The following is a 26,564-nucleotide window of genomic DNA, read 5'->3' as shown; positions in this document are numbered from 1 at the left end:
ATAAAGAGGGTGTCCCAATGTCATGATCGGGCGAATGGTGTGGCATCACTTTGCCCGGTGATCTTATCTGTATTATAACGAGAAAAGCGATGAGACCTTTGGCCCTGTGGCAGTTCGAGCCGACAATACGCTGCCAGTGTTGCTTGATGACCAGTTTGAAAGACTGGATTTAACATCGGCAGAACGCGCAGGCATACAACAAGTTCTTACAAGCCGTCTTGCGGATTGAGACGTCGGCGTTGCGGCCTTGCCGAATTTGCGGACTGATACATATCCTTATTCATCAAGTTAGATAGGGAGACGAAAATGGGTGAAGCAGGTGTAGGCTGGATTGCTGCAATTATTATTGGCGGTCTTGCTGGCTGGATTGCATCCAACTTCATGAATAGCGACACAGGCATATTCATGAACATTATTTTGGGCATCATTGGTGCGGCAATTGCCAGCTTTATCTTTGGTTTTCTGGGCGTCTCATTCGGTGGCTGGCTCGGCTATCTGGTGGCGGGCTTCATCGGCGCGTGTATTCTGATCTGGGTCGGACGAGCAATAAGTTAGAGCGCATCCCAAAAAGTGAGAAACAGTTTTTGGGAAAAATACGCGTAAGAACAAATGATTAGAGCGTCGACATCGCATTGAATAAAAAGCTCCGCCCCGCGGGGCTTTTTCTCTTAGAGAAGTTGCAACCGATCCAGCCATCATGGAAATGTCACCGAGTTAGAATCCCTTTTACATTGAAAAGCCTCCCTCTTTGCGGCTATTAACAAATGCGTTGAAAGTATGCGGAGTGGTGGGGTGATACGAATACTGTTTCTACTACTGGGCCGCGAAATTATTCAGCGGCACTGGAGAACCTTGCTGGTAGTCTCTGTGCTCTGGATTATCGGTGGTGCACTGATCGTTATCGACGCACTTGACGGCGATACCGTCCTACCCGCACGGGTTTTTGGTTATTTCCTCTTGCCTGAAGCCGCATTGTGCCTCTTCGCGGCCATTGCGAGCTATGGCACAGCTCGCAGAATGCGCATCGTGCAAGGCGTAGCCCTTCTCGGTGTGAGCATCCTGATCATAAGCTCGACACCTGCGAGCAACTTTGCGCTCGCTGTTCTTTTCGGCTTGTGTTTTCTCATCGATGGTATTGTGCGTATCGGCAGCGCCTGGGTAGTACGATACCCGCGCTGGAAAGTCGGTTTGGCCGGAGGCATCGTCGAAGTCCTGCTGGCAATTGCAACGTTGCAGCCTTGGCCGACATGGTATGAAGGCACAGTTGGCACGAATGTGGGTGCCGTTCTCATCCTGACTGGCGTTGGCTTGCTCAGCATCGCGTTCCGAATAAAGCGGCTTGAAGCAGATGCCTCGCTGACAAGCATTCTCAGCAGAAACCCCTTCAATCAACGCGCGGCAAAGCTCTACCGCAAGCGGAGCGCCCGAAACCGCAAAAAGCTTATCGTTCACGTCTGGACACCAACAGGCACAGCAATGACATCGCTTCGGCAAAGAGCGATCAACCGCTATATTGCGGCCGTCGACAGCAACGGTGTTATCTCGACAGGACACGCAGCGCTGGAAATGGCTCCCGATATATATATCAGTCATTACCCCGCAGCTGAAATCGACCGCAACCCTGACGAATTCAGCCGTACTTTGCGTGCCACCGCCGACAACAATGTTGCTGGTCGTTTTTTGCCGAGCTACGAGGTAGAGTCAGGCGAATGGTGTCCGTCTACCGTGCAAGTTGAAATCAATAATATTGACGCAACACGCCTCAAAACATTCTGGAAGCATTATCGTGCAAACGACACTTACAATCTGACCAACAGGAACTGTTCAAGTGCTGTCGCCGACGCATTGGATGCAGCTCTTGAAGGCGTTTATCGCGAGCACAGATGGCCAGTTTTCAGGGCGCTGCAGGCCATCGTGTTTCCAGAACTCTGGGCCGCGGGCCTTATGCGCAAGCGTGCAGAATCCATGGCGTGGACTCCCGGACTTGTACTCGATTACGCGCGTGCTTTGTCAGCGCTGGTGGACTCCAACGATCGCCCAACGACGAAGCAAAGTTTCCGTCTTGTGAAAAAATATTCCCCTCGCAAGTCAAAAGCGACCATTAGTTAGAACTTCCAGCGCCCTTATCGGGGGCGCATGATTTAACTTGATAATAATACTCATATTAAATAGGTTGCTTGATCAGTTCATTCCATTGATCGGATCAAGCAACCGTGCATTCCTTAATCGCCATCTCCGTCCGTCCTCTGCTCGCATTGATGTTTCTCGTCGGCCTCCCGCTGATCGCCCAATCATCAGCCGTCGCGGAAATCAGAGAGGCACAACACATTGTTTCGCTTGGTCCGGACGTGACCGAAATCATATTCGCGCTTGGTGCTGGCGATAAGGTTGTCGCGGTTGACCGCAGTAGCAAGTACCCTGCTGAAACCTCAAGCAGGGCAAATCTCGGCTATCGGCGAAGCCTGTCTCCTGAAGGCATACTCACGCTTAATACAGACTTGATCATTGCATCCGAAGATATCGGCCCGCCAGAAACCACCGATGTTCTGAACCAGTCAGCGGTCGAGATCCTCTATGTGCCTGTCGACAACAGCCGTGCCGGTCTGATCAAAAAGATTGGGCTCATCGCAAAGAGGCTTGATCTTGAGAAGCAAGGCGAAGCTCTGACGCAGAAAGTCGTGGAGGACTTCGATATGGCAACAGCCTATGCCAGCAGGATATCAGCCGATAAGCAAAAGAAGGTGGTATTTTTCCATGGGCTGGCTCGCCTGAGTGGTGCTGGCAGCGACACGGCAGCTGATGCTTTCATCCGCTATGCAGGTGGCATCAATCCTTTGTCGGTCTATTCTGGTTATAAACCCGTCGCAGAAGAATGGCTGGTCAAGGCGGAGCCCGATGTCGTGCTCATGCTCTCAGATGGTAATGGCGGTCCGACCCGCGAGGACGTTTTCTCCGTGAAAGCTCTACAGAGAACACCCGCTGCCAAAAGCCAGTCCCTGATTGTGCTGGAAGGCCCATATATGCTGGGATTTGGCCCAAGGACTGCTGAAGCTGTCCGAAAATTGGCTGCAGCACTTTACGAATAGAACAAAAAAGCCCCTCCAAAGGAGGGGCTTTCTGTTTTTATCTGTAACGAAAAGATTATTCAAAATCTTCCGGCAGCAGGCCCTTCGGAAAATTCTGGTAAGAAACAGGGCGCAGAAAGCGGCGAATGGACATGGTGCCAACGCTTGTCGCACCAAAGTTTGTCGATGCCGGATACGGTCCGCCATGCACCATCGAGTCAACCACTTCCACACCAGTCGGGAAGCCATTGACCAGCACGCGGCCTGCCTTGCGCTCCAGAACGGGCAGAAGACGGCGTGCTTCGTCGAGATCGCCTGAATCCATGTGGATCGTGGTAGTCAGCTGACCTTCAAAGCCACGAGCGAGCTTTTCCATCTCATCGACAGAACCAACGCGAATGACCAGTCCAAGAGGACCGAACACTTCTTCGCCCAGAGCATGATCAGACAGGAAACGCTCGCCAGTCGTTTCAAACAGATTTGGCGAAGCCTGACGACCTGATGACTCGGTTTCATACAGCGGTTTAACGGCATTGCGTGTATCAAAACGCTCTTTACCGTCGTGATATGCCTGAGCGATACCATCGGTCAGCATGGTCTGCGGACCAACCTTCTTGAGACCTTCGACTGTTGCTTCCGTAAAGCGATCTGCGTCAGCACCGTCGAGAACAACGGCAATGCCCGGATTGGTGCAGAACTGGCCTGCGCCCATGGTCAGCGAACCGGCCCAGCCCTGTCCGAGCGCTTCGGCGCGGGCCTTCATTGCCTCTGGCAACAGGAACATCGGATTGACCGAACCAAGCTCACCGAAGAATGGAATCGGTTCAGGACGTGCTGCGCAAAGATCGAACAATGCGCGGCCACCACCGAGAGAACCGGTAAAGCCGACAGCCTTGATGTTGGGATGCTGTACCAGTGCATGACCGACATCGCGGCGACCGCCCTGAATGAGCGAGAACACACCCGGGTGAACGCCGGTCTTGGCAATAGCAGCCTCAACAGCCTGAGCAACGATTTCACCTGTGCCTGGATGTGCTGAATGGCCCTTCACGACAACTGGGCAACCGGCCGCGAGGGCTGCTGCTGTGTCGCCACCGGCAGTCGAAAACGCCATCGGGAAGTTGGAAGCACCGAAGACTGCGACAGGACCAATTGGGCGCTGAACGAGACGAATCTCAGGGCGCGGCGCTGGCTGACGATCAGGAAGTGCTGCATCAAAACGGCGATCAAGATAATCGCCTTTTTCAATATGATCGGCGAACAGACGAAGCTGACCGGTCGTGCGTCCCGTCTCGCCCTGAAGGCGTGCTTCCGGCAGGCCGGTTTCCTGCGAACCGATGACGACGATATCGGCGATGCGTGCTTCGATTTCGTCAGCAATTGCGCGCAGGAATACGGCGCGCTCGGCGCGGCTCGAATAGCCATAAGTCCAGAAAGCATCTTCCGCTGCTTCACAGGCGCGGTTTACCAGATCAACAGTTCCAACTGCGAAAGAATGGGCAGGCCCACTTGCTGGTGCAGACTGAAATGTGCCAGCTCCGTCGAGCCATTCGCCAGCAACAAGGTGTTTTCCTTTGGGCGTGAATGCCATTCGTTCATCCTCCTGTAGAAATCGGCGTGCAATTAAGCCAGTATCCCACCGCATCTAAATTGCACTTGCCTAATGTTTGTATACATTATGTGCGCAGATATCAATTGCCTGTGGGCCCTCCCATCAGGCGTAGCCATGAAAGACGCATGATGAGCGAGACCACTATCCTGAGCATTGCAACGCTTCACGATCGCGTAGAGGCGATTTTTCGTAAAGCAGGTCTCAACGCTATACAGGCTGGAGCCGTCGCTCGTGTGATTGTTGCTGGTGAACGCGATCACTGCAAATCCCACGGCATATACCGTATCGAGGGTGCGCTTCGCACAGTCAAGGCCGGTAAGGTAAAAGCGGACGCAATTCCTGAAATCGTTACGGAAGAAGCTTCCAGCATTGTGCGGGTGAACGCCAATTACGGTTTCGCAAACCCCGCGTTCGAGATGGGCGTTCCGGTTCTGGCCGAACGTGCGCGCAGAAATGGCATTGCAGCACTTGTTATTAATGACTGCACGCATTTTTCCGCTCTCTGGCCGGAAGTCGAAGCGCTGACAGCCGAAGGTCTGGCTGCTCTCGTCATGTGTCCGAGTTATGCGACGGTGGCACCGACCGGCGGCAACAAGCCGTTGCTCGGCACCAATCCTTTCGCATTTGGTTGGCCGCGCAAGGCAACATCACCTTACGTCTTCGACTTTGCAACATCCGTTGCCGCACGTGGCGAGATCGAACTGCATCGCCGCGCAGGCAAGCAGTTGCCGGAAGGCTGGGCACTGGATGCCGACGGCAACCCGACGACAGATCCGGAAACAGCATTGGCTGGTGCCATGCTGCCATTTGGCGGGCATAAAGGTTCGGCAATCAGCACAATGGTTGAGCTACTCGCTGCCATCATGATTGGCGACCTGACGAGCCCGGAAGTGCTCGACTTCCTCGGCACCACCACATTGTCGCCCGTACATGGCGAACTTATCATAGCGTTTTCGCCAGAAGCTTTTGCAAAAGGCCGCCCCGGCGACCCATTTGCCCGCGCAGAGGCGTTCTTCGAGGCAATCGTTGGTCAGGGCGCACGCCTGCCCTCACAGCGACGGTTCAAAGCGCGCATTGAGTCTGAAAGCGAAGGCGTAAAACTCACCAAGGCGGAAATCGACCAGCTCGACCACCTCCTTGAAAAAGGCCTCGATGCCATTTCCTAGAGCATTTCCAGTAAAAGTGCGAAGCGGTTTTGCGTGAGGTAAATGCGATAAAACAAATACTTAGAGCGTTTCCCCTGTTTCAATCAAAGTAAGAAACGCTCTAAACAAAAAAGGCCCTCCAAACGAAGGGCCTTTTCAGTCTAAGGCTCAATTAAGCCTTGTACTTCTGCACAGCGCCCGGAAGCTTGCTCCACTCGGCATACCAGTTGTTGAACAGCTTGAACTGCGCTTCGACATAACCACGCTGGCTATCCGAAAGAGCGTCGGTTTCGTTGAAATGCAACGTGTATTCCTTGTCCCCCTTCAAAACCATCATGTGCTTGAAATAGAGCACGAGATCCGGACCTTCATCAAAAGACGAAAGGACAGCAAGGGCCTGTTCAAGTTCAAGCGCACGCTGGCGCGCATCAGCGTCGCCTGCAGCTGCGGCCTGCGAAAGCTTGCAGAGCTGGATGACTTCTTTCGGCAGAACGTTGCCGATGCCAGTGATCGCGCCTGTAGCACCGCAATTGACGAAGCCGTGGAACACAGCCGTATCAACGCCAATCATCAGCGTGACATCGTCATCGCGGCTGGTAATGTTTTCGGCCGCATAACGCATATCTGCCGGACCGCCGAATTCTTTGAACCCAACGAGGTTCGGATGCTCTGCGCGAACCGCAAAGAACAGATCGGCGCGAGTTGCAAAGCCATAATACGGGCTATTGTAGATAACAGCCGGAAGATCAGGAGCAGCAGACAAAATAGCTTTGAAATGCGCCTTCTGTGCTGCAATCACCGAACCACGCGACAGAACGCGCGGGATCACCATCAAGCCTTTTGCACCAACCTTCTGTGCGTGTGCAGCGTGTGCAGCGGCAACGGCAGTGTTCACAGCGCCGGTTCCGACGATAACAGGAATGCCCGCTGCAGTCAGACGCGCGACACCTTCCATGCGTTGTTCATCGGTCAGCAGAGGCCAGTCGCCCATCGAACCGCAATAAACAACAGCCGACATGCCAGTCGCAATCAGCTCCTTGCCCTTACGCACCAGCGCATCGAAATCGGGCGTGCGATCATCCTTGCATGGGGTCATCAGAGCCGGAATCACGCCGGAGAAAATATTGGCAGCCATCTAAAACTCCTCTCAGAGCATTTCCGGCGAAACTGTTGAACAGCTTCGCAAAGGACAATGCAGCAAAACAAAAAACAGCGCGGTTGAAACTATCGTGGCACATTGCCTCGTTTTAGTTCCCTGCAACTGATATATCAGTCTGTATTTTATTTGTCGACAAAAATAAGACAGGTCTACAAACTTATTTCCAAACGGTCGTCTCGCATCACCAGTTTTTGTACCTGCCGCACAATCTGCTCTGCATGTTCATGTGCCAATTGCTCGGCCAGTTGCGTGTCACGCGCAGTAATTGCGGCAATCATTTCGTCGTGCTCTTCCACAAAGCGTTTGGGTAAGCGATCATTATAAGACTGGTAGTAAAGCCGAAGAATCCGGCGCCCCTCATCAAGAAGTCGTTTGAACAGTGTGGTGAAATAAGGATTGCGACCCGCTTCCGCGATTGCGAGATGCAAAGCTGCATTGGTGGCAATCATGCCAAGTGCATCCTGTGCCTCAACCGCTGCAGCGAACTCTTTCTGATGCCCAGCGATGATCTCAAGATCTTCGGGACGATGATTCTTGGCTGCCAGTTGGGTCGTGACGCGATACATCAGCGTCAGCGCGTCAAAATAGGTATGCATATTGAGGAAATCGATATTTGACACCATCGTCGAGCGATTGGGCAATGTATCAATGAGCCCCTCGCCTGCCAGCCGCACCAAAGCCTCACGGATTGGCGTGCGGGACATCTTGAACCGCTCCGCAAGCTGCACCTCATCGATCGGGCTGCCGGGCGACAGCACCAGATCAAGAATTTCATCACGCAGCAGGTCATAGACCATTTTAACGCCCGAACCGCGTTTGCGCTCATTCGTCAGAGTGATTTCACTATCCGTCATCAGCCTGTCCTTCTGTCGGAAATTACGCGAATGGTTCGGTTGGCCCCTTGGCAGGCTGCGTAAACCACTCAGAGCCTTGAGCCGTCATGTAAATATGGTCTTCGAGACGAACACCAAACTGACCCGGCACGACGATCATCGGTTCATTGGAAAAGCACATGCCCGGCGCGAGTGGCAACTGATTGCCACGAACAATGTAGGGAGCTTCGTGGATTTCCAGACCCAGACCATGGCCCGCGCGATGCGGCAGACCAGGAAGTTGATAGTCTGGTCCGAGACCATGCTTCATCATCACCGCGCGGGCGGCATCATCAAGGCTGGAACAGGCGGCACCGATTTTTGCTGCATCAAATACGGCCTGTTGCGCCTGCCGCTCAATCGTCCAGATGCGTTCAAACTCGGCGGTCGGCTCATCCAGCATATAGGTGCGGGTCAGATCAGAATGATAGCCATCGATCCGGCAACCGGTGTCAACGAGAATGACGTCGCCGTTCTTATAAAACTGCTCGCCATCCGCACCGTGGGGTAGCGACGTTGCCTCACCAAAAGAGACGATGCAGAAAGTCGAGCCGCCGCTTGCACCCAGTTCACGATGCTGCTCATCAATAAAGCGTACGACATCTGACGCAGCTATACCCGGACGAATGAACTGATGCGAGCGGCGATGCACTTCAAGTGTCAGCCCCATGGCATATTTGATGATGTCGATTTCGGTTTGCGATTTGGCTATGCGCTGTTTGCGAATGATCGGACCCGCATCAACCAGACGATCAGCGCCGATCTCTCTACGCAAGTTATTGTAGACAAACAGCGGCACCGCATCATCAACGGCAAGTGTTTCATTGGCCTTCAGCAGCGAGGCAACAAGTGCGGCGCTGTTTTCTTCTTCCTGCCAGGTGCGGATTTCACCCGATAGATGTGGAAGACTTTCAACGCGGCTCTGCTCAAAACCCGGTACGATGTAGACGATTTCGCTTTGCGTAATGACTGCACCAAGCAGACGCTCACTGGAATGCCAGACAAGTCCGGTGAAATAGAGCAAGCTCTCGGTAGACCCAAGCAGCAAAGCGCCAATGTTTTTTTCGCTCAGATTACGGCGCAGAACATTGATACGCTGCAGCCGCTCTTCATTGGAAATGCGCGGCGGTTGGGTAGTGAGAGACATTGCTTGATCCTTTCAGCCTCAGCCACGGACTCTGTGGCACACCGAAAGAATAAATCTCTGTACGCAATTTGTCGACAGGGTCAGATTTTTACCAGACCTGTCCGTTTCAGAAGCCCCATCAAGAGCAATGGCAGCAGCGTTGTCAGCAAAATCGCGATAAACGCCATTGCCATGCCAAGACCAACTGATCCCTGCTCAAACTGCCGCCATATGAAAATCGATATGGTCTGCATACCAACAGGCGCTACGAGGATTGATGCAACGAGCTCGCGCGTTGCTACAGCAAATACCAGCAACATCGCTGTGATCAGGCTTGGCGCAATCAGCGGCAGCATGATGCGACGGAAAGTCGTGAAACTGCTTGCACCACATACGCGTGCTGCGGCTTCGAGATTATCGCCGATCTGATGAAATGCGGCCGTTGCGTAGCGTATTGGCTGCGGCAGAAGAATGCAGCAATAAGCAAGCAGCAGAATAAGCGGTGTATTATAAGGCGAAATCAGCAGCGATGGCTGGTTCCAAGCGAGGATAAGGCCAACCGCAACCACAACGCCCGGCAGCGAATTGGGTAAGACGGTAAGCACATCGAGCCAAAAGCGTCCGCGGAAGCGCATCTTTACCACAGCATAAGCGGCGACAGCACCAAGGAAGCCAGTCAGCAGAGCGCTCGCTACACCCAAAGACAGACTATTGATCAAAGCACGCATCGCGCCCGCACTATTATCGGCGATATCAGCAAAATTATCGAAACCGATATTTGAAGGCGTTAATCCACCTGAAATGGTCTTGGACAGCGCCGTAGCAAGGATTGCAAGGAGCGGCACACCGGTTGCAGCGAAGGCTATCACGGCAAACAAGATCACGACCGGGATTTTGAGCGCGCCCAGTTCACGCTTGTCTTTGTTTTGCGGCTTTCCGCCTGTGGTCACATAGGAGCGGCGGGTCAGAATCCAGCGCTGAAACATGAACGCTGCAAGCGAAAGGCAGACCAAGGCCAACGAAAAGACCGCTGCTCCTGATAGATCAATCGGCCAATCGGATATTCTCAAATCGATTTCCGTTACCAGAACTTCAAAACCGGAACGGCTGCCAAGTGCCGCAGGCGTGCCGTATTCTTCAATTGCCGAGGCAAAAGCAAGCAACAGGCTTGCCGCCAATCCCGGAGTTGCCAGCGGCAGCGTGATCCGGAAGAACGAACGCCATGGCGACGCCCCGAAAACACGTCCCACATCCGAATAGCGCGCACCAACCGCTTCAATGGTGCGCGATACAGCGAAATAGACCAGCGGGAATGTGTTGAGCGCCATGACGAATGTCATGCCTGCAAGCGAGAACAGGAATGACGCAAGGTTGAAGCCCGCGAGCTGTTCGAGATACCCCCGCGGCTGCAATGTCATGATCCAGCCAAGAGTTGCGATATAAGGCGGGATCATGAAGGGCACCAGCATCAGCACGTCCCAAACCAGCGCAAACGGCACTTTGTAAAGCGCGCGAAACACAGCCAAAGGCACAGCGATCAACGCAGACAATGCAACAACGCAAAGACCGAGCAACACAGTGTTCCCGGTCATGCGTAAGAGTTTTGGATCTTCAAAAAGTGCTGGCAGATGCACAAAAGGTGCCGTCAGCATACCCTGACCGATCTGCGGGAAAATGGCCTGCAGAACAATAAATATGAATGGAACTGCAACGACAATCGCGAGTCCGATGACAGCCACAAAGCCAAGTGGATTTGCGGCGGTAGCGGTCTTTGCACTCATGATTGCCTCTGTGGTCACCGAGCAACAGCTGCAATATAGCCGGCAGCTCATAATCTATTGAATAGAATAAGTAAGCGGCTCTCCCTGACAATCAGGAAGAGCCGCAATCTGATTATTTCTTCGCGCCAAAGACCGCGTTGAATTCTTTCAGTGTTTCATTGCGCTTGCCGTAAACAGCGGCGGCATCAATCTTCAAAATCTTCAGATCGTTAATCAGCGGGCGGTTTGCAGCAACGTCAGAACGCGCAGGCATCAGATAGGTGTCAGCCACCATCTTCTGACCTTCATCCGACAGCATGTAGTCGACGAACTGCTTGGCTTCGTCCTGGTTCTTCGACCACTTGAGGATCATGGCCGGGCGCGGTGCGATAACAGTGCCAGATGCCGGGAAGATGACATCGATGGCTTCGCCCTTGGCCTTGCCTGCGAGCGAGATGTAGTCGACTGCACCAAATACTGCGGCCTTGGCACCCTGAAGCACAGGGTTCAGAGCTTCAGCATTGGCACCAGCAGCAATTGCACCATTTTCATGCAGACGCTTGAACAGATCCCAGCCTTGCGTCTCTGCAAGGGCAGCAACGAGCTCAAATGTTGCGCCCGACTGCGATGGATCAGGTAAATTGACCAGGTCCTTATATTCTGGCTTGGCCAAATCAGCCCATTCAGTTGGTTTTGGGGTTTTGCTGTTCGGGTTCCATGCAATACCGAGAGCCGAAACACCCTGAGCAACAGCAGTCTCGTTCTTCAGGAAGTCAGGAACCTTTTCGGCATTCGGGCTGGTGTAAGCCACGAGCCAGTCACGCTTTGCAAAGTCGGTTGCTGTGTCCCAAGAAGCCGAAATCAGCACGTCTACGACAGGGTTGGCAGCTTCAGCTTCAATACGCGCCATGACTTTACCGGTCGTTGCCTGAAAGACATTGACCTTCGTACCGGTCTTGGCAGTAAAGCCTGCAGCGAGACCTTCGATCAGCTTGCCCGGACCTGCCGAATAAACGGTAATGTCGGCAAATGCCGCAGTGCTCGCCAGCAAGGCTGCAGCGAATGCCATAGTGGCGCCGATGATGGACTTCTTCATAAATCTCTCCTGAGATGCAGTGACGTGAAGTGATTGCTACGAGAACCAGCGCAGCTGTTCTGTATCGATGGCAATGCCGACTGGCATACCGGGCGAAAGTCTGTTGTGATCGAGATAGGTCAGCTCATGGCCAACATGCTGCACCCCAATACGAACGGTCGTCAGGTGGCCGTCCCCACGAAAATGGGTACGCAAAACCGTTGCCGGAATTGCTGCATCGTCGATTGCAACACTGCGCACCGAACGAGACGGCAGAAGGACATGCGTTGCATCGGCGGGCATGGCAGCATGGTTCAGCCGAATTTCGGTTTGAGAAATACGGTAGAAGCTATCTTCGCGTTCGACTGGCATCACACAGCCAAGACGCAAAAAATCAGCAACTGCCGGTGTTGTGGGATGAGAGACGAGCATTTCAGGTGCTGCAAGCTGTTCGATCACGCCCGCGCGCATGATTGCTACCTGATGGGCAAGCGAGAATGCCTCGCTCTGATCATGTGTTACATAGATCGCTGTCAGACCGAGATTGGCGACAAGCTGCCCAATCTCACTGACCATGTTTTCACGCAATTCACGGTCAAGATTTGATAGCGGCTCATCGAAAAGCACCAAGCCCGGCTCTGCAACGATGGCACGTGCAATGGCAACACGCTGCTGCTGCCCCCCAGACATGTCGCTGATGGAACGATCCCCATAACCGGAAAGACCGACGCGATCCAATGCCGATTTTACTCGCTTTTCGCGCTCTGCACGTCCAACACCACGCATTTCCAGCGGAAACGAAACGTTCCCATAAACCGACATATGCGGCCAGAGCGCATAGTCTTGGAACACCATGCCAAGGTGACGCTTTTCCGGTGGTGCAAAAGTTCCGCTCGTCGCATCAGCGACTTTTACACCATTGATGATTATGGAACCCTTGGTCGGTGCAAGCAGCCCTGCCACCAGTCGGAGAAGCGTGGTTTTTCCACATCCCGATGGCCCCAGCAACGCAAGCGTCTGACCTTTTGGAAGAGTCAAATCGATATTCTTGAGGATCGTGCTGCTGCCATAGGCGAGGCTCAATCCTTCAGCCTTAACAGCAACGTCTGCGTGTAATTTAGTTTCATGTAACATAAGCGCGCAATCTGTATGGTTTGCGCGCTTTTAGTCTGGGTGCGTGACAAGGGGATGACACAACCCACACAGCCGGGAATTGAGTAAGAACAACAACTCGACGTCTTCGTGACATGCGTAAAACAAAGAATTAGTGCTCAAAAAGAACCCAACCTAGAAAGGCCGGGCCAAGTTTTGCGACGGGATGGAAATATTGTCAGTCGTGCTTATGCTCCTCATGCTTGTGTCCCTCATGGCTATGCCCGGCCTCGCCCGCATGGACTCTACCGGAACCACCAACTGCGACGATGTTAAAGGGCTTGCCAGCGACGTCGATATCGCCCACTTTTTCAAATGAGTTAGCATTGACGAGGTGCAGCTGACCTTTAAGCGGGTCACTCACAACAACATTGTCGCCTGCAACTGCGATCCGTGGACGCGGATCACTCCAGTGACCATCCATCGAGTATGGCTCTGTCAGCTTGATCGACGTGACGATTTCACCATTGAGAACATCCAGCTGGTGAAGCTGGCCGTCCTCAGTAAAGACATAGGCGAATTTCGGCCGCACCGGATCAACCGCAAAATGCACGCGTCTCGTGGGCAGTTGCACCAAACGGAAACCGCCTTCGGCTTCTGAGGGATCAATCAGAACAATACGATCCGGGCCATAATTGCCGATGAAATATTGCAGCCCCTTGCCACCGATCAGAGTAGAGGAACTGCCTTCGGGCAAAGATTTTCCGTAAGGCAGATGCTTAATAACAGGCTTGTCACCGTCCTGCGTGATGAGTAGCAACCCTGTATCGCAGGCAAGTGCATAAACACTGCCTGATCCCGCGGAACCATGCAAACCGGAGCATGCAACATCGTCGCCAACCTTGTTACCCTTGAAATCAACAATACGTGCACCGATCGGCCGTTTGGAGGCGTCGTCCGGGTTTGGAATCGTTACAACCGCATGATTTTCGTAAGGAACAGACACGCCATGATGCGGAGCGACCACATTCGCCGTTTTCACATCTGATTTTCCGTCAAGAACGGCTTTCTCAGTGAAGAATCGCGCCGCATCTTCACCGTCAAACCATTGTGCGATATTGCCCTGACGTTCGACTAAATGTGCGGGCTTTGCGCCAGTCCACTCCACATTGAGAAGTTTGGAGTCATCTACATCAATATCCGCATGATCCCCATGATCATGAAATGATATGCCGGAAGAAATAGCTGACACCGCACCTGCGGAACCCTGTACGGCAAACACAGTCTTTCCACTTTCGCTACGGTAGAGCGATGCTGCCCCCTTTAGTTTGAAAGTGTCTAGTTTATCGCCATCAAGAGCATCAATGACATTGACGACAGGCTCAGCATGGTCAGACACAAATAACCGCCAAGCGGTTACATTGTCTTCATCTGCCAATGCACTTCCGCCCGTCATGCAAACGGCCATCGCAAGGGCCGAAGCAGTCAGCATCATTTTTCTCATAAGTCTCTCCTTATTAATGATATTACATAACATTCAAAGTCGCGGCAGTGGGGATATTTACTGCGCTTATTGGGGAATGATCGCAGCACGAATGGTTTCAGTATTGTGGCGCATCATCTCGATATAAGAAGGCTCGGGGGCCATCAGATGCGAATGACTGTGTCCCGTATCGAAACAGGAACGCTGCTTCAGCAAAATGCGCCCGGATCAGATCAAGATCGTTCGCAATGACCACGATGGTACGCTCTCCATGATGCCGGTTCTTGATCAGTCCAAACAGGTTGGCAACGGCTTGCTCGTCCACCGCATTCATCGAGGTAAATTTTCCTGAACCATTTGTACCGACAGCTACAGTTAGCGAGCCAGTGCGAACGGCATCACTGAGATGATGGACCGCCGGATGACCGTTATAGCCAAGCGTCAGGTCGTGAAAATTCCGGCACGCATTAGTCATGGATTCCAGCGCTTCTACTGATCTGAACGGGATCGAAAATGACTTCTATATGTAATGTTATTACATTAAATAGTAAGGTGGCAAGAGATAGTATGAGAAATCCAATCCTAAATATTCGACGAGACGTGAACCCTGTGATTTTCGCTTAATGTGCAACGAAAATCGCAGTTTCTCCCATTATTTTCTGGTGCTCAGAGATCAGAAATGGATAGTATAGACCCAATTCTTTCACTCGGGTTTTGGGCAAGATGCCAAAGGGCTCCGGCGAGCTCTGACAATAAAATCCGGCCTAAAACCAATTCAGGCAAACTTCGGAGTGAGGTTTGGACCATATCGTTGAAGCCTATCAGGTTTGTTCTGAACAGGACTGCGCAAATGAGCCATCCATGGATTGGCCCTATATTTGTGCAATGGAATTGCTCAGACATCCGCTCAATATCGCTATTTCAGATTATCTCAATTTTGTCGGCAAGGCATCCAATTCAGACCGTGCATGGATAATCGAATACGGCCAGGATCTGCTTCGTTTTCGCAATACCTACGAATGGTGCAGAGGTGGCACTGCCTCTTTTCTTGAAGAATTGCAGGAGGCTCCAACAACCCTTATCGGCTGGCTGCATCGATACTTAATTGCCGGAAAAGCCGTGGCGGTAAACAATGTACACAGTCTGCCACGCGCTGCCCGGGCGATACAGGTTGAGTTCGTCCGTCAGGGCAATAAAAGCATCCTTAGCATCCCAATGTTTTACGATGGAAGACTGCGCGGCATCATCGGCTTCGATACAACGCGTGAATATCACCAATGGTCTGGCGCTGAAATCAAGGCGATGTTTCAATGCGCCAATCTCATCGCTCAAACCCAGTATGGCAATAACAACAATCAGATAACCATCAACCCGGAAGAAGAAACCGCACCGCTCGTCTATCTTCGCAAACGCGGGGTCGTGCGCGGCGTGGCGCCCGAGACAATCGTTGGTGTACGTTCTGCAGGGAATTATAGCGAGATCTGGCTAAACGACGGATCAATGCTGCTTGATTCACGCCCCCTCGGCATCTGGATAAGCATCTTGCCGGAAAGCCACTTCTTCCGCGTTCATCGCACCGCTTTTGTCAATGCCTTGCACGTTTCAGATTTAGACCGAAGCAAGCCAGATAAATGGCTCATCAAAATGCGCGCCATACAGCAGTCCTGGCCGGTTTCCCGCGTCTATCGTAAACCCTTGCGCGAAAGGCTAGGTGTGTAAGGAAGTGAACTTGCAGCCGTTCAAACTTGATGTTCGTTCATCCAACCGGTTGGTTGATTCACCCTTCTGTCCTGTTCGGTGCAACACTTGTTCTCAATGCGGAATGTTCGATGACATTCGGGCGAGCGTTCATGAACTCGCTGCAGAGCTTGGGCCACAATAGCCCAAGTTCCAATCTTTACCATTTGTAGCGAAGCACACCCTTACCAGCGTAATTGGTGCTGGCGCCGGAGAACTCGGCATCAAACGCGGCACCCAGCGACAGGCCATTGTTCCAGGCCATCTCGGCCGAAACACTTGCAAGCCCGACATCCTTTGGCTGCGAAGCACCATTGACCACAAAGCCCGCTCCCGGCAATGCATTAATCGCGGCAAAGACGTTACGATCATTGTTAAAGTTGCGAGCCCAGGCAACGCGTCCGCGCGTTGTGAATACACCGTCCGAAAGTGCAAGAGATTTGTCGAAACTCAGGCCAAGTTCGCCGCGCCCGACCGTTTCGCGCTGTGACGAATAGTTGAGCGCATAAGTATCGCTGCCTGCGTAGGCTTTTTCGGAATAGGATGGGAGATCAAAGCTTACAAACTGCCCCGCCGCATAAGGGGTTACACCCAGCCAGGGCGTGTCAAAACGATAGCCCGCCTCAAGCCGCCCCGACCATGAATTTGCGCGATAGCTGCCATTGAGCTGATCGGTTTCGTAGAACGAAACCATGCGTTCAGTATCGACGCTCTGCCAGCCATAGGCAAGCGCGCCGGTAATATAGGCATTGCCAATATTATGCCTGCCATAAATACCCACCTGAAACAGATCGGAGTCGCCGCTGCCCAGGCCATCGGCGAGGCTGAATTTGGTACCTCCACCAGCGATGGCAAAGCCCAGAATCGTATCGGGTGACACGAGATAATCCGCACCGACAGCGACACCATAAACACGACCACGCGCGTCATGCGACCCAATGATCGCATCACCATCCGTTGTGCGTGAACCGCCGTAACCTGCGCCCCATACGCTCCAGCGGTTCTCAAACAAGCTTGTGTCGGATGCTCGCGCTTTTGTAACACGCCCCGCCCGACCGGTTACCAGAGGATCCGTGAGCGTATTCATGAACTGGCTCATGGCGTCGATGGTCGTTTGTTGTGCCGCCGTTGCCAACTCACCTGAAACAGCTGTCAGACCGTCAGCATCCAATGCACCAAATGCAAATGGGATTTGCCCGTTCTCATCGAAGTAACCGACCAGCGCCGCAGATACATTCTGCTGGTTCACATTCAAGCCGCCGATATTCATTTCGAGATCGAGGAAGGCGTTGCTGGCGTCGTATCGCAAGAGCGAGACAAAATTCTCCGGCAGATTTGTCGTCACCTCTTCACCGAATGTACTCCCGGCCAAACCACCCCCTGCATTGAGAATGTTATAGCGCTTCATCACATAAGCACCCGGATCGAACGACGCATGGACCGTCGCACCACCCAAGTCAGCCTGCCCCGTAACATTCACGCGGTCTGAACCTGAAGGAGAGACTTCAACCTCATAGAGAGAGGAGGCTGTTAATCGCAAATCTCCAGCCACATTGAGCGTGCCTATAGAATTGCCCGGCGCCAGCGTACCACCATTGATGAATGTCTGCCCCACCGTGCCGGTGCCGCCGAGTTCGGCACCTTCATAGACCGTTGTGAGTACCGAAGAAGCGATGGAGCCATTGACGGCAAGCCGTCCTGACAGAACATCGGTGGCACCTGTGTAGCTGCTGTCGCCCGTCAGAACGACAGCGCCCTCGCCCTTCTGCTGCAATCCACCGGTTCCGCTGATGCTGCCAGAAAATTCAAAGGCGTCCGAGCGATTGAAGGCCAGTGTTCCATTGTTGATGACATCGCCTGTGATCCAGCCTGACGTGCCGCCGCTCCCGATCTGAAGTGTCCCAGCCTCAATACGCGTGCCACTCGTATAATAGTTGTCGGCATTCAGGATAAGAGTACCCGAGCCTGCCTGAACCAGCGCACCAGTACCAATAATCAAACCTGAGAAAGTGTAGTCGTCGCTGCGATCGAAGGCGAGCGTGCCATCGTTGAGCACATAACCGCCAATTGATCCCGCTGTACCGCCATTCCCGATCTGCAATGTGCCATCTGTGATGAATGTATTGCCCGTATAGCTGTGATTGCCAGTCAGAACAGTCGTCCCGGTTCCAGCCTGAAGCAAAGCGCCTGCACCGGATATTGTTCCGTCATAACTCAAAGCATTTGAACGGTTGAACGCCAGCAAACTGTCATTGGTAATATTACCGATAATGGAACCGGTTGTTCCGCCATCACCGATCTGCAGAATACCACCCGCAATTGTCGTGCCACCTGCATAAGTCCCGTTTCCGGAAATGATGAGCCGTCCGGCACCATCCTTATACAACGTTCCCGCGGGCCCTGAAATTGCGCCACTCAACTCAAGCGTGGTTCCAAACAGCGTGTTCACTGTACCTGTCCCGCTCAAAGCCACCTGATGAGTAAGATCTATATCACCAAGCGTTATGAGCGCCGCATTGTTGATTTCAAGTGCTGTGGCGCTGGAATTGATTCCGAGATTTGCCGCATCAAAAATAGCCAGAGATCCACCATTGATGGTGGTGTTCCCCGAATAGCTATTGGTCCCGGAAAGCACGAGCATCCCGCTGCCGCTCTTGACCAGATTACTATTGAAATTGTTACCCGTTATTCTACCCGCAAAAATAGTGTCGGTGTCTTGCGCAATTGTCAGTGTCGTCCCATCGATTGAGATTTCACCACTGGTTCCGATCAAGAAGCGCATCTGCAAGGCATTGCCATTCAGATCAAACTGTCCACCTGTAAGAACATAATCGGAGTTGGAGGCAATCGCCGAGAGATTACCTGCTTCAAGACGTAATGTGCCATCATTGATCCATGTGCCACCCGACCAGTTGTTTGATCCACTGAGCAGAAGCGTGCCGCCACCATCCTTGAGCAGCATTCCGTCACCGGAAACGCCGCCCGTGAGTTTCGTTTCCTTATCGACAAAAACATCGATCGTCGAAATGCCACCCAGAGTTACGGCTTGTGTCAGATCGAAACTATCGGCGGTTCTTAAGGTAGCATTGTTAATATTCAGCGTGTTGTTTGCCGACCCCAGATTTTGCATGGACGCGATCTGAAGAATGCCGCCGCTGAGATAGGTATTGCCGGAATAAGTGTTATCTCCCGAAAGAACCAGCAATCCATCTCCGGTTTTTTCCAGACCCGACGTGCCGGTAATCGAGGCACTTATCAGCGCCCCTTCGTTGTCAAGGACACGTATTTCCGGGACTTCGATATTGATGCCGGATCCACTATAGCCAGTCAGATCGAGCGTTGCACCGGAATTACCCTCAATTCTGAAATTACCGCCCGCAAACTGCAATCCGACAGCTGACTGCATACCATCAATCGTGACTGTGCCACCCAATCCACGGAAAATAGCATAGCCGCTACCCCATGCGGTGTCAGCAATGCCACCGACAGGGTCTAACCAGTTCTGGTTCGTGCTGTTCCATACACCATCCTGATTACCGCTACCCGGAGTTCCACCATCCCATAGCTGGAGAATGTTCAAGCCTTGCGGACTGACAAAAAGATCAACAGCCCGTGCCTGTGTTGTATCAATCGTATAGTTGAAGCCGAATGGTGTTGTGTTGGGCGTCGTTCCAACATTTAGGCCACCATTAGTTTGTGTCAGAGCGCCTGTGTATGAAATGACGCGGTGATAACCGATCGCAGGTGCACCCGTTACATTCAGCGTCGTTCCATTAAGCGCAACATCACCGTTCACAACAGTCGTTGCGGTCGTCCCTGAACTGCCAGTAGCGAGATTGTACGTATAAAGCCCGCTGTTGTTGAACGTTGCCTTACCGTTCACAATGAGCGAAGCCGCGTCGCTGGGTAAAATGGAGCCACCCGCATTGAGGGTGAGCCCACCATTTAGTGTCAATGAGCGTGTGCCGGTTGGGGCCAAAACACCCCCTGCATTTATGGTCGTCGTACCAACCTGGCCCGCCCCTTCCAACCGCCCTGCATTATTGACTGCCCACGTACCATTCAGTTTCACTCTCTCAGCGACTTCTACAGTGCTATTGGATACGGTTGCATTGCCTTCGAAAGACGAGCTGACTCCTGTCAGCTTCGTCTTCCCTGAAAGAAACTTGAGATTCCCAGAACCCAATATTGAAGCATCAAAACTGTAGTCAGTCGCATTGTGATTAAAAACCGTATCGGTAAACGGTGAAAGCATCAGATAGCGACCGGCAAAGATGCCCGGAGCAACAGCGCTTTCACCTTCAGCCGCACCAAAATTCAGAACACCATAAGCGCCATTATCGCCGACATCGATCATTCCACCGAGCGTACCAACAACCGCGCCGTCGGCGATGGTCAACGAACCATGACCTCCATCATTATCAGCATTACCACCACTGACATAGATGTCCCGCGCCGCCCATTTCGTGCCTGCTCCAGTGATAAGAACGGAACCAGTCGAACCAGTGTTTCTCCCAATTGCGACTTTACCGGACTGGATTTGCGCGCCATCTGAAACGATCATCGTTCCATTGCCGGAATCGCCAACAGCCAGCATGCCATCCACGGTCAGGCTTGATTGCGAACCAGCGATATTTACGGTGCCTGACGCTGAGTTCTGACTACCTATGATCAAATCACCGCCAGCCTTGATCATCCCACCATTGGAAATCTCCAGGTCACCTGCTTTGATGTCGCCAACGACCAAAGATTGTTCAACAGACCATTTTGCAGGGCTGGGGGCACCATTGCCAGCTACAATGACCTTACCGCCATCAATAAGCCCCCTATCCGATTGCAGTTCTGTTTGGTCAGGACCAAGCGCCAGAACGCCACCAGAGACGGTGACATCTTTAAATTTTGTGTTGGCTTTTCCACTCAGCGTCCATGTGCTCTGATCATCCTTGAGGAAGTGGTTGAAACCTTGAAACTGCGTACCCACCCAAGAAAGATCGAACGTAGAATTCTCCGCGCCAGCCAAAGTTAACGTGGCGTCAGTGCCAAGATTAACGCCACCGACAAAATGATAACCATTGAGAAGCTGAAGCACGTTGTTCGTGCCGTTAATGGAGATTGCTGCAGCATGGGTTCCATGCGAACCACGTCCGCCCGATATGGTACCTGCAGCGCTTACGAACGACTGCGATGCAGAGCCTTCAATACCAATCCCGCCGGAGGCTCCGTCGCCCCCCTGAATAACGGCACCAGCCCCCATCTCAATGCGAAGCCCATTCCCGGAACTCAGCCAGACGCCTTGGCCGCCATTGCCTTGGCGACCGTCCATACCGTTGTTTGGCGACATTGTACCTTTGTAAACAAACCCGGCGCCTCCGCCGGACCCTATCTCTCCGCCTTTTCCGCCTTTGACGCTGGCACCGTCGCCCAGAATGATGTGGCTTTGGTCCGCGTTCGACCCGCCCAACACAACACCCGTTCCACCGGCCCCACCATCTCCACCATTGCCGCCATTACCAAGGTTATAGTCAGAGGCATAATCGCTATCGCCACCACCTCCTCTGGCTTCACCGGCACCGCCGTCGCCGCCGTAACCACCATCGCCACCTGCTCCACCGGTAATATTGGCCGAAATATTGGCCGCGACTTGCCCGGCAGGCATTGGCCCCTGGTTCGAAGAGCTGAAAGTAAGAGCAGCTCCACCGCCACCGCCGCCGCCACCAGCGCCACCACCACCACCGCTTCCATCCCAAAAAGAGGAGAACGGCAATATTGCAGCTGAATAGCCGATGCCACCAATGGCGCCATTCCCGCCCCTGCCGCCAATACCTCCAGTTATGGAGGCAGAGATATCATAAGCGCGACCGGAAGCGAGTGAGGTACTCACACCACCACCTCCTCCTCCGCCACCACTGCCACCATCATGGCCGAAGTTACCGGGTGTCCAAATCCAGCCCTTCGCAACACCATCAGCCCCTTTGGTTCCATCACGGCCAGGCTGGTTCCATTGACCGCCACTTCCACCGCCCCGCGCATGTGGGCCACTTCCGCCAGTTCCGCCAATACCCTCTGAAGCAGAGGTCGAGTTTTTTCCGCCACCGCCACCACCGCCGCCACCTGAATAGAAGATGGCAGCGGCACCGGAGCCCCCCGCCCGAGGACGACTGATCGCATGTTGTCCACCTGCCCCACCATGTCCTGACACTTGCTGCGCAAGAACAGGAACTGTCGACAATGCAAGGCCAGAAAAAGTGGCCATGGCTGCGATAACAGCAAAAACACTGGACATCGCTGTCGATGCTTTGAGCGATTGTCTTCGGATTTGAATATTGGGTTTTACTTGCCCGGTAAAATCTGTTTGTCCACGATGACGCTGAGTAGGGACATAAGCGTGGCCTTGTCTCAAATCAAAAACAGTCATTCCTTGCCGCCCTGAAATATATTCAAATCAGCAAGTAGTTTCTCGTGTGTTTCTTTAAATCAGCAATAGCTTTAGGACCAATCGACATACAGGTTCAATGAATCGACAATCTGCGCGTTAAAGGAAAGCCTTCACCACCCGACAAGATGGTGAAGGCTGATATCGCAAGCTCACAAAGATCAGATTAGACAAATACCGTCGTAATGGCTTTCTTGGTGGCATCGATGATTTTATCGGCCTCTTCTTGCGTCAGGCACAGAGGCGGCGCGAAACCGAGAATATCGCCTTCAGGCATAGCGCGAGCAATAACACCGTTGGTAAGAAGTGCCGTTGAAACCTGTGCGCCAATCTTCAGCGAAGGATCGAAGAATTTGCGGTCATCGCAATCTTCCACGAATTCGATTGCCGCCATCAGACCTTCGCCGCGAACTTCGCCGACATGCTTGTGATCACCAAGAGCATCCTGCAGTGCCTTGCGGAAATAGGCGCCTGTGGAGCCAGCATTTTCAACCAGTTTCAACTCGTCGATGAGCTTGAGATTGGCTACGCCTGCTGCGGCACAGATCGGATGGGCGGAATAGGTCCAGCCGTGACCAATCGGGCCCATCTGATCAGACCCCTGAACCAGCACCTGCCACATACGATCCGATACAATTGAACCCGAGAGCGGTGCATAGGCCGAGGTCAGGCCCTTGGCGATGGTAATCAGATCGGGCTTCATCCCGTAATGGTCGGAACCGAACATGCTGCCAAGACGGCCAAAACCGGTGACCACTTCATCGGCAACCAGCAGAATATCGTAGCGATCAAGAACGGCCTGAATCTTCTGCCAATAGCCAGCAGGTGGCGGAACGATACCGCCGGTGCCCAGAACAGGTTCACCAATGAAGGCTGCGATTGTCTCCGGGCCTTCTGCAAGGATCATTTCTTCGAGCTTGTCGGCACAATGTTGCGAGAATTGTTCTTCGCTCATCGAGCGGTCCGCGCGACGGAAATAGTATGGCGATTCCGTATGCAAGATCGGAGCGCGCGGCAGATCGAATGCATTATGGAAGGTTGCAAGACCCGTCATGCTTCCCGTCATCACGCCTGAACCATGATATCCGCGCCAGCGAGAAATGATCTTCTTCTTTTCCGGGCGGCCAAGAATATTGTTGTAATACCAGATCAGCTTGATGTTGGTTTCGTTGGCATCCGAACCGGACAGACCAAAATAAACGCGGCTCATATGGTCCGGTGCACGGTCGATGATCATCTTGGCAAGCGTGATAGACACCTCGGTGCCATGGCCGACATAGGCATGGTAATAAGCGAGCTTCCGAGCCTGTTCTGCAATTGCATCCGCAATTTCCGTGCGGCCATAACCAACATTGACACAATAAAGACCCGCGAAGGCATCAAGGCTCTTCCGGCCATTCACGTCGGCAATGTACACACCCTCGCCGCCTTCGATCACGCGCGTTGGCGTTTCACCACGGGCATGCATACCCATATGCGTGGACGGATGAAAGAAATGATCCCGATCCCAAGCGGTCAGTTCATTGCTATTATTCAACATGGTTATGTTCCTTTCCTGTCGCCACGCTTTCACGCGGCGGTATCGATGCAGAGATATTTGAGTTCGGTGAAGGCTTCGATGCCTTGATGGGAGCCTTCGCGGCCAAGACCGGATTGCTTCCAGCCGCCAAAGGGGATCGGTGCGCCGGTAATTTTCGCGCGGTTGATGGCTACCATTCCATATTCGAGTGCGCGCCCCATACGGAGCTGTCGGGCACCATTCGCCGTTACGACATAGGCAACCAGACCATATTGTGTGGCATTGGCGCGGGCGATGACTTCGTCCTCATCGTCAAAAACCGTGACGGCAGCTACCGGTCCGAATGTCTCTTCGTGCATAATCGCCGCATCGTCAGGCACATTGGTCAGCAATGTCGGCTCGAAGAAAAGCGTTTGATCACCAATCCGCTTGCCACCCACTTCGATACGAGCGCCGCGCTTTTCCGCGTCCCGCACGTGCTCTTCGACCTTGTCCACCGCCCGGCTGTGCATCAGAGGCCCAATTTCCACCGTCGGATCAAGACCGTTGCCAACCTTCAGCGCCGCAATGCGCGCTGCAAAAGCCTTTGTGAACGCTTTCAGAATGCCGCGCTGAACAAAGATGCGGTTTGCAGCAAGGCAATCCTGACCAGAGGTCGCAAATTTGGCGGCCATAGCAACATCAACTGCACGGTCAACATCTGCATCGTTGAAGACAATCAGAGGCGCATGCCCACCAAGCTCCATGACGAGCCGCTTCATCGTATTCGCACATTTGGTGGCGATCAGCTTGCCGATCTCAGTCGAACCGGTGAAGCTCAGTGCCCGTACACGCTCGTCGCGGCACAATACATCGATGATAGGCGCGGCCTTGCCAGTCACCACATTGAAGATACCCACAGGCATCCCAGCTCGTTCGGCCAGCTCGGCCAAGGCAAGCGCGGAAAGCGGTGTTTCTGAAGACGGATGCACGACGACCGGGCAACCGGCGGCAATCGCTGCAGCCGCCTTGCGGGTGATCATGGCATGCGGAAAATTCCATGGAGTAACAAGTGCTACGACACCCAACGCCTCGCGGCGCACGAGCATCTCGGCATTGGGGAGATGGCTCGCTATGGTTTCGCCGTTGAGCCGTTTGGCCTCCTCTGCAAACCACTCGATGAAAGATGCGCCATAGTCGATTTCGCCGCGCGATTCCGCCAGCGGCTTGCCCTGCTCCAGCGTCATCAGCAATGCGAGATCTTCGCGATTTGCCGTGACCAGCTCGAACCAACGCCGCAAGACCGCGGATCGTTCCTGGGGCAGCTTATCCCGCCAGGCCGAAAAGGCCTTTACTGCCGCATCGATCGCGAGCGTCGTCTCAGCTTCGCCAAGACTAGCCACACGGGCAAGCCGCTGACCAGTTGCAGGATCGAGAACAGGGAAGGTTTCGGCCTTTTGTCCCGCAAACCAGCGTCCATCAATATAGCCAAGCTCGCGAAAAAGATGTTTGTCCCGAAGCCTGTTAAGGCCATCATGTTGTATCGGATGATCCAGAACGGCGTTCATTGTGCTTCTCCCAATTCTGGAAGAAACATCTCATAGGCTGGGCCATTATTCGGACCAAAGGCATAACGAAGAACAGCAGGATTGGACTAAACTTCAGCAATCAAACAGATCGTTTGGACTATTCCACATCGTCGGCGAGGATCGACAAGGGTGTTCCAGTCCGCTCGTCTTTGACAAGCTTCGTCACGATGTATGTGAAATAGCGTTCGATTCCGATATTCTGATCCAACAGGCGGTCAATCAGACGCTGATAGCTATCTATATCGCGGGCCATGATCATCAGAAAATAATCTATGCCGCCACCGACCGACCAGCACGAGACAATTTCGGGAATGACAGCAATTGCGCGCTCAAAGCGGTCAAAATCGCTCTGGCGGTGATTACCGAGCGTGATCTGAACCATGACATGCGCGATGGGGGCGATTTTGCGATAGGCAATGCGCGCGTGATAACCCGTTACAACGCCCGCCTCCTCCAGCTTGCGCAATCGCAGCCAGCACGGTGTCGGTGACAAACCCACCTGCTCTGCGAGCGCGAGCTTGGTGATCCGCGCGTTCTGCTGCACCGCTTCCAGAATGCGAAGATCAACAGCATCAAGCTTGAGGGCGGATTTCATTATAACGGTCCAATGTAAGTGAGTATTTGCGTTTCAAGGCCATTCTCATTGGCATGGTCGCATAGCACAGGCAAGCCTGCGCCAGTAATAAATCACTTCAGAGCAATATTGTAATGATCCAATATAATTATTGACATGATGTAATTGGTCTTTCACACATATAGCCAAGAACAAAAATCAAATAAATGGGGAACGAGAATGCGGCCTAATGGTTTCGCATATGGTGCTTTATTGCGCCCTCAATTTGCTCGCCTGCAGCGGAGAAGTGCTTTGCTTGGTGCAGTATTCCCCATTGTCACGCCGCTTTGAACGGCAGTGCGGAT

17 protein-coding genes and 1 pseudogene are annotated in these 26,564 nt (G+C 53.1%); 5 read left to right on the top strand and 13 right to left on the bottom strand.

The genetic code is table 11. From position 1 onward, the window contains the following. Positions 1-306: 306 nt before the first annotated feature. The 3 genes from CEV33_RS22915 to CEV33_RS22905 all read left to right on the top strand — a co-directional run bounded on the left by CEV33_RS22915 (position 307) and on the right by CEV33_RS22905 (position 3,086). On the top strand, positions 307-555 hold the full coding sequence (locus tag CEV33_RS22915; protein WP_024896494.1) for a GlsB/YeaQ/YmgE family stress response membrane protein: 249 nt from the start codon (positions 307-309) through the stop codon (positions 553-555). Positions 556-852: 297 nt separating this feature from the next. Further along, positions 853-2,109: an HdeD family acid-resistance protein gene (locus tag CEV33_RS22910; RefSeq protein WP_094542660.1), complete on the top strand. Its 1,257-nt coding sequence runs from the start codon at positions 853-855 to the stop codon at positions 2,107-2,109. A 104-nt stretch (positions 2,110-2,213) separates the two neighbouring features. Further along, complete coding sequence (locus CEV33_RS22905) at positions 2,214-3,086, top strand: heme/hemin ABC transporter substrate-binding protein (protein ID WP_235818511.1); 873 nt, start codon at positions 2,214-2,216, stop codon at positions 3,084-3,086. A gap of 55 nt (positions 3,087-3,141) precedes the next feature. Here CEV33_RS22905 and CEV33_RS22900 read toward each other — a convergent pair whose 3' ends face one another. Next, positions 3,142-4,656, bottom strand: a complete 1,515-nt coding sequence (locus CEV33_RS22900; protein ID WP_094542659.1) for an aldehyde dehydrogenase (NADP(+)) — start codon at positions 4,654-4,656, stop codon at positions 3,142-3,144. A 149-nt stretch (positions 4,657-4,805) separates the two neighbouring features. Between CEV33_RS22900 and CEV33_RS22895 the strand changes: the two genes are divergently transcribed. Further along, complete coding sequence (locus tag CEV33_RS22895; protein WP_094542759.1) at positions 4,806-5,843, top strand: Ldh family oxidoreductase; 1,038 nt, start codon at positions 4,806-4,808, stop codon at positions 5,841-5,843. Between the two features lie 151 nt (positions 5,844-5,994). On the opposite strand, the gene CEV33_RS22890 is transcribed toward CEV33_RS22895, so the two are convergent. The 8 genes and pseudogenes from CEV33_RS22890 to CEV33_RS24840 all read right to left on the bottom strand — a co-directional run. Beyond that, the gene (locus CEV33_RS22890) at positions 5,995-6,957 is read right to left on the bottom strand and encodes a dihydrodipicolinate synthase family protein (protein WP_094542658.1); all 963 of its coding nucleotides are present in this window, start codon (positions 6,955-6,957) and stop codon (positions 5,995-5,997) included. Between the two features lie 173 nt (positions 6,958-7,130). Next, positions 7,131-7,835 (bottom strand): GntR family transcriptional regulator, encoded by a 705-nt coding sequence (locus CEV33_RS22885; protein ID WP_094542657.1) that lies wholly within the window; start codon positions 7,833-7,835, stop codon positions 7,131-7,133. A gap of 22 nt (positions 7,836-7,857) precedes the next feature. Beyond that, positions 7,858-9,000: a M24 family metallopeptidase gene (locus tag CEV33_RS22880; protein WP_094542656.1), complete on the bottom strand. Its 1,143-nt coding sequence runs from the start codon at positions 8,998-9,000 to the stop codon at positions 7,858-7,860. Between the two features lie 80 nt (positions 9,001-9,080). Then, positions 9,081-10,760 carry an ABC transporter permease gene (locus tag CEV33_RS22875; RefSeq protein ID WP_094542655.1) on the bottom strand — a complete coding sequence of 560 codons (1,680 nt, stop codon included), beginning with the start codon at positions 10,758-10,760 and terminating at the stop codon, positions 9,081-9,083. A 112-nt stretch (positions 10,761-10,872) separates the two neighbouring features. Then, the gene (locus CEV33_RS22870) at positions 10,873-11,835 is read right to left on the bottom strand and encodes an ABC transporter substrate-binding protein (protein WP_094542654.1); all 963 of its coding nucleotides are present in this window, start codon (positions 11,833-11,835) and stop codon (positions 10,873-10,875) included. 36 nt (positions 11,836-11,871) lie between these two features. After that, complete coding sequence (locus CEV33_RS22865; RefSeq protein ID WP_094542653.1) at positions 11,872-12,948, bottom strand: ABC transporter ATP-binding protein; 1,077 nt, start codon at positions 12,946-12,948, stop codon at positions 11,872-11,874. 196 nt (positions 12,949-13,144) lie between these two features. Next, positions 13,145-14,410, bottom strand: coding sequence for a zinc metallochaperone AztD (aztD, locus tag CEV33_RS22860; RefSeq protein ID WP_094542652.1), 1,266 nt, complete (start codon positions 14,408-14,410; stop codon positions 13,145-13,147). Between the two features lie 301 nt (positions 14,411-14,711). Next, positions 14,712-14,864, bottom strand: a pseudogene (locus tag CEV33_RS24840) (zinc ABC transporter ATP-binding protein AztA); the annotation flags it as partial. Between the two features lie 323 nt (positions 14,865-15,187). Here CEV33_RS24840 and CEV33_RS22850 point away from each other — a divergent pair. Beyond that, positions 15,188-16,108 (top strand): GAF domain-containing DNA-binding protein, encoded by a 921-nt coding sequence (locus CEV33_RS22850; RefSeq protein WP_208620257.1) that lies wholly within the window; start codon positions 15,188-15,190, stop codon positions 16,106-16,108. Positions 16,109-16,286: 178 nt separating this feature from the next. On the opposite strand, the gene CEV33_RS24625 is transcribed toward CEV33_RS22850, so the two are convergent. From CEV33_RS24625 to CEV33_RS22815, 4 genes are all read right to left on the bottom strand, one after another. Further along, a complete protein-coding gene (locus CEV33_RS24625) occupies positions 16,287-22,409 on the bottom strand; it encodes an autotransporter domain-containing protein (protein ID WP_141211622.1) in 6,123 nt (2,040 codons plus the stop codon). Positions 22,410-22,725: 316 nt separating this feature from the next. Then, positions 22,726-24,099, bottom strand: a complete 1,374-nt coding sequence (locus CEV33_RS22825; protein WP_094542648.1) for an aspartate aminotransferase family protein — start codon at positions 24,097-24,099, stop codon at positions 22,726-22,728. Between the two features lie 29 nt (positions 24,100-24,128). After that, on the bottom strand, positions 24,129-25,625 hold the full coding sequence (locus CEV33_RS22820; RefSeq protein WP_094542647.1) for an NAD-dependent succinate-semialdehyde dehydrogenase: 1,497 nt from the start codon (positions 25,623-25,625) through the stop codon (positions 24,129-24,131). Positions 25,626-25,743: 118 nt separating this feature from the next. After that, a complete protein-coding gene (locus CEV33_RS22815) occupies positions 25,744-26,241 on the bottom strand; it encodes an Lrp/AsnC family transcriptional regulator (protein WP_094542646.1) in 498 nt (165 codons plus the stop codon). Positions 26,242-26,564: the final 323 nt, after the last annotated feature.

Source organism: Brucella grignonensis (genome assembly GCF_002252505.1).
GTDB classification, from domain to species: Bacteria; Pseudomonadota; Alphaproteobacteria; order Rhizobiales; family Rhizobiaceae; genus Brucella; species Brucella grignonensis.
The sequence above is the reverse complement of the archived record's forward strand: the minus strand, read 5'-3'. Positions and strand labels throughout refer to the sequence as shown.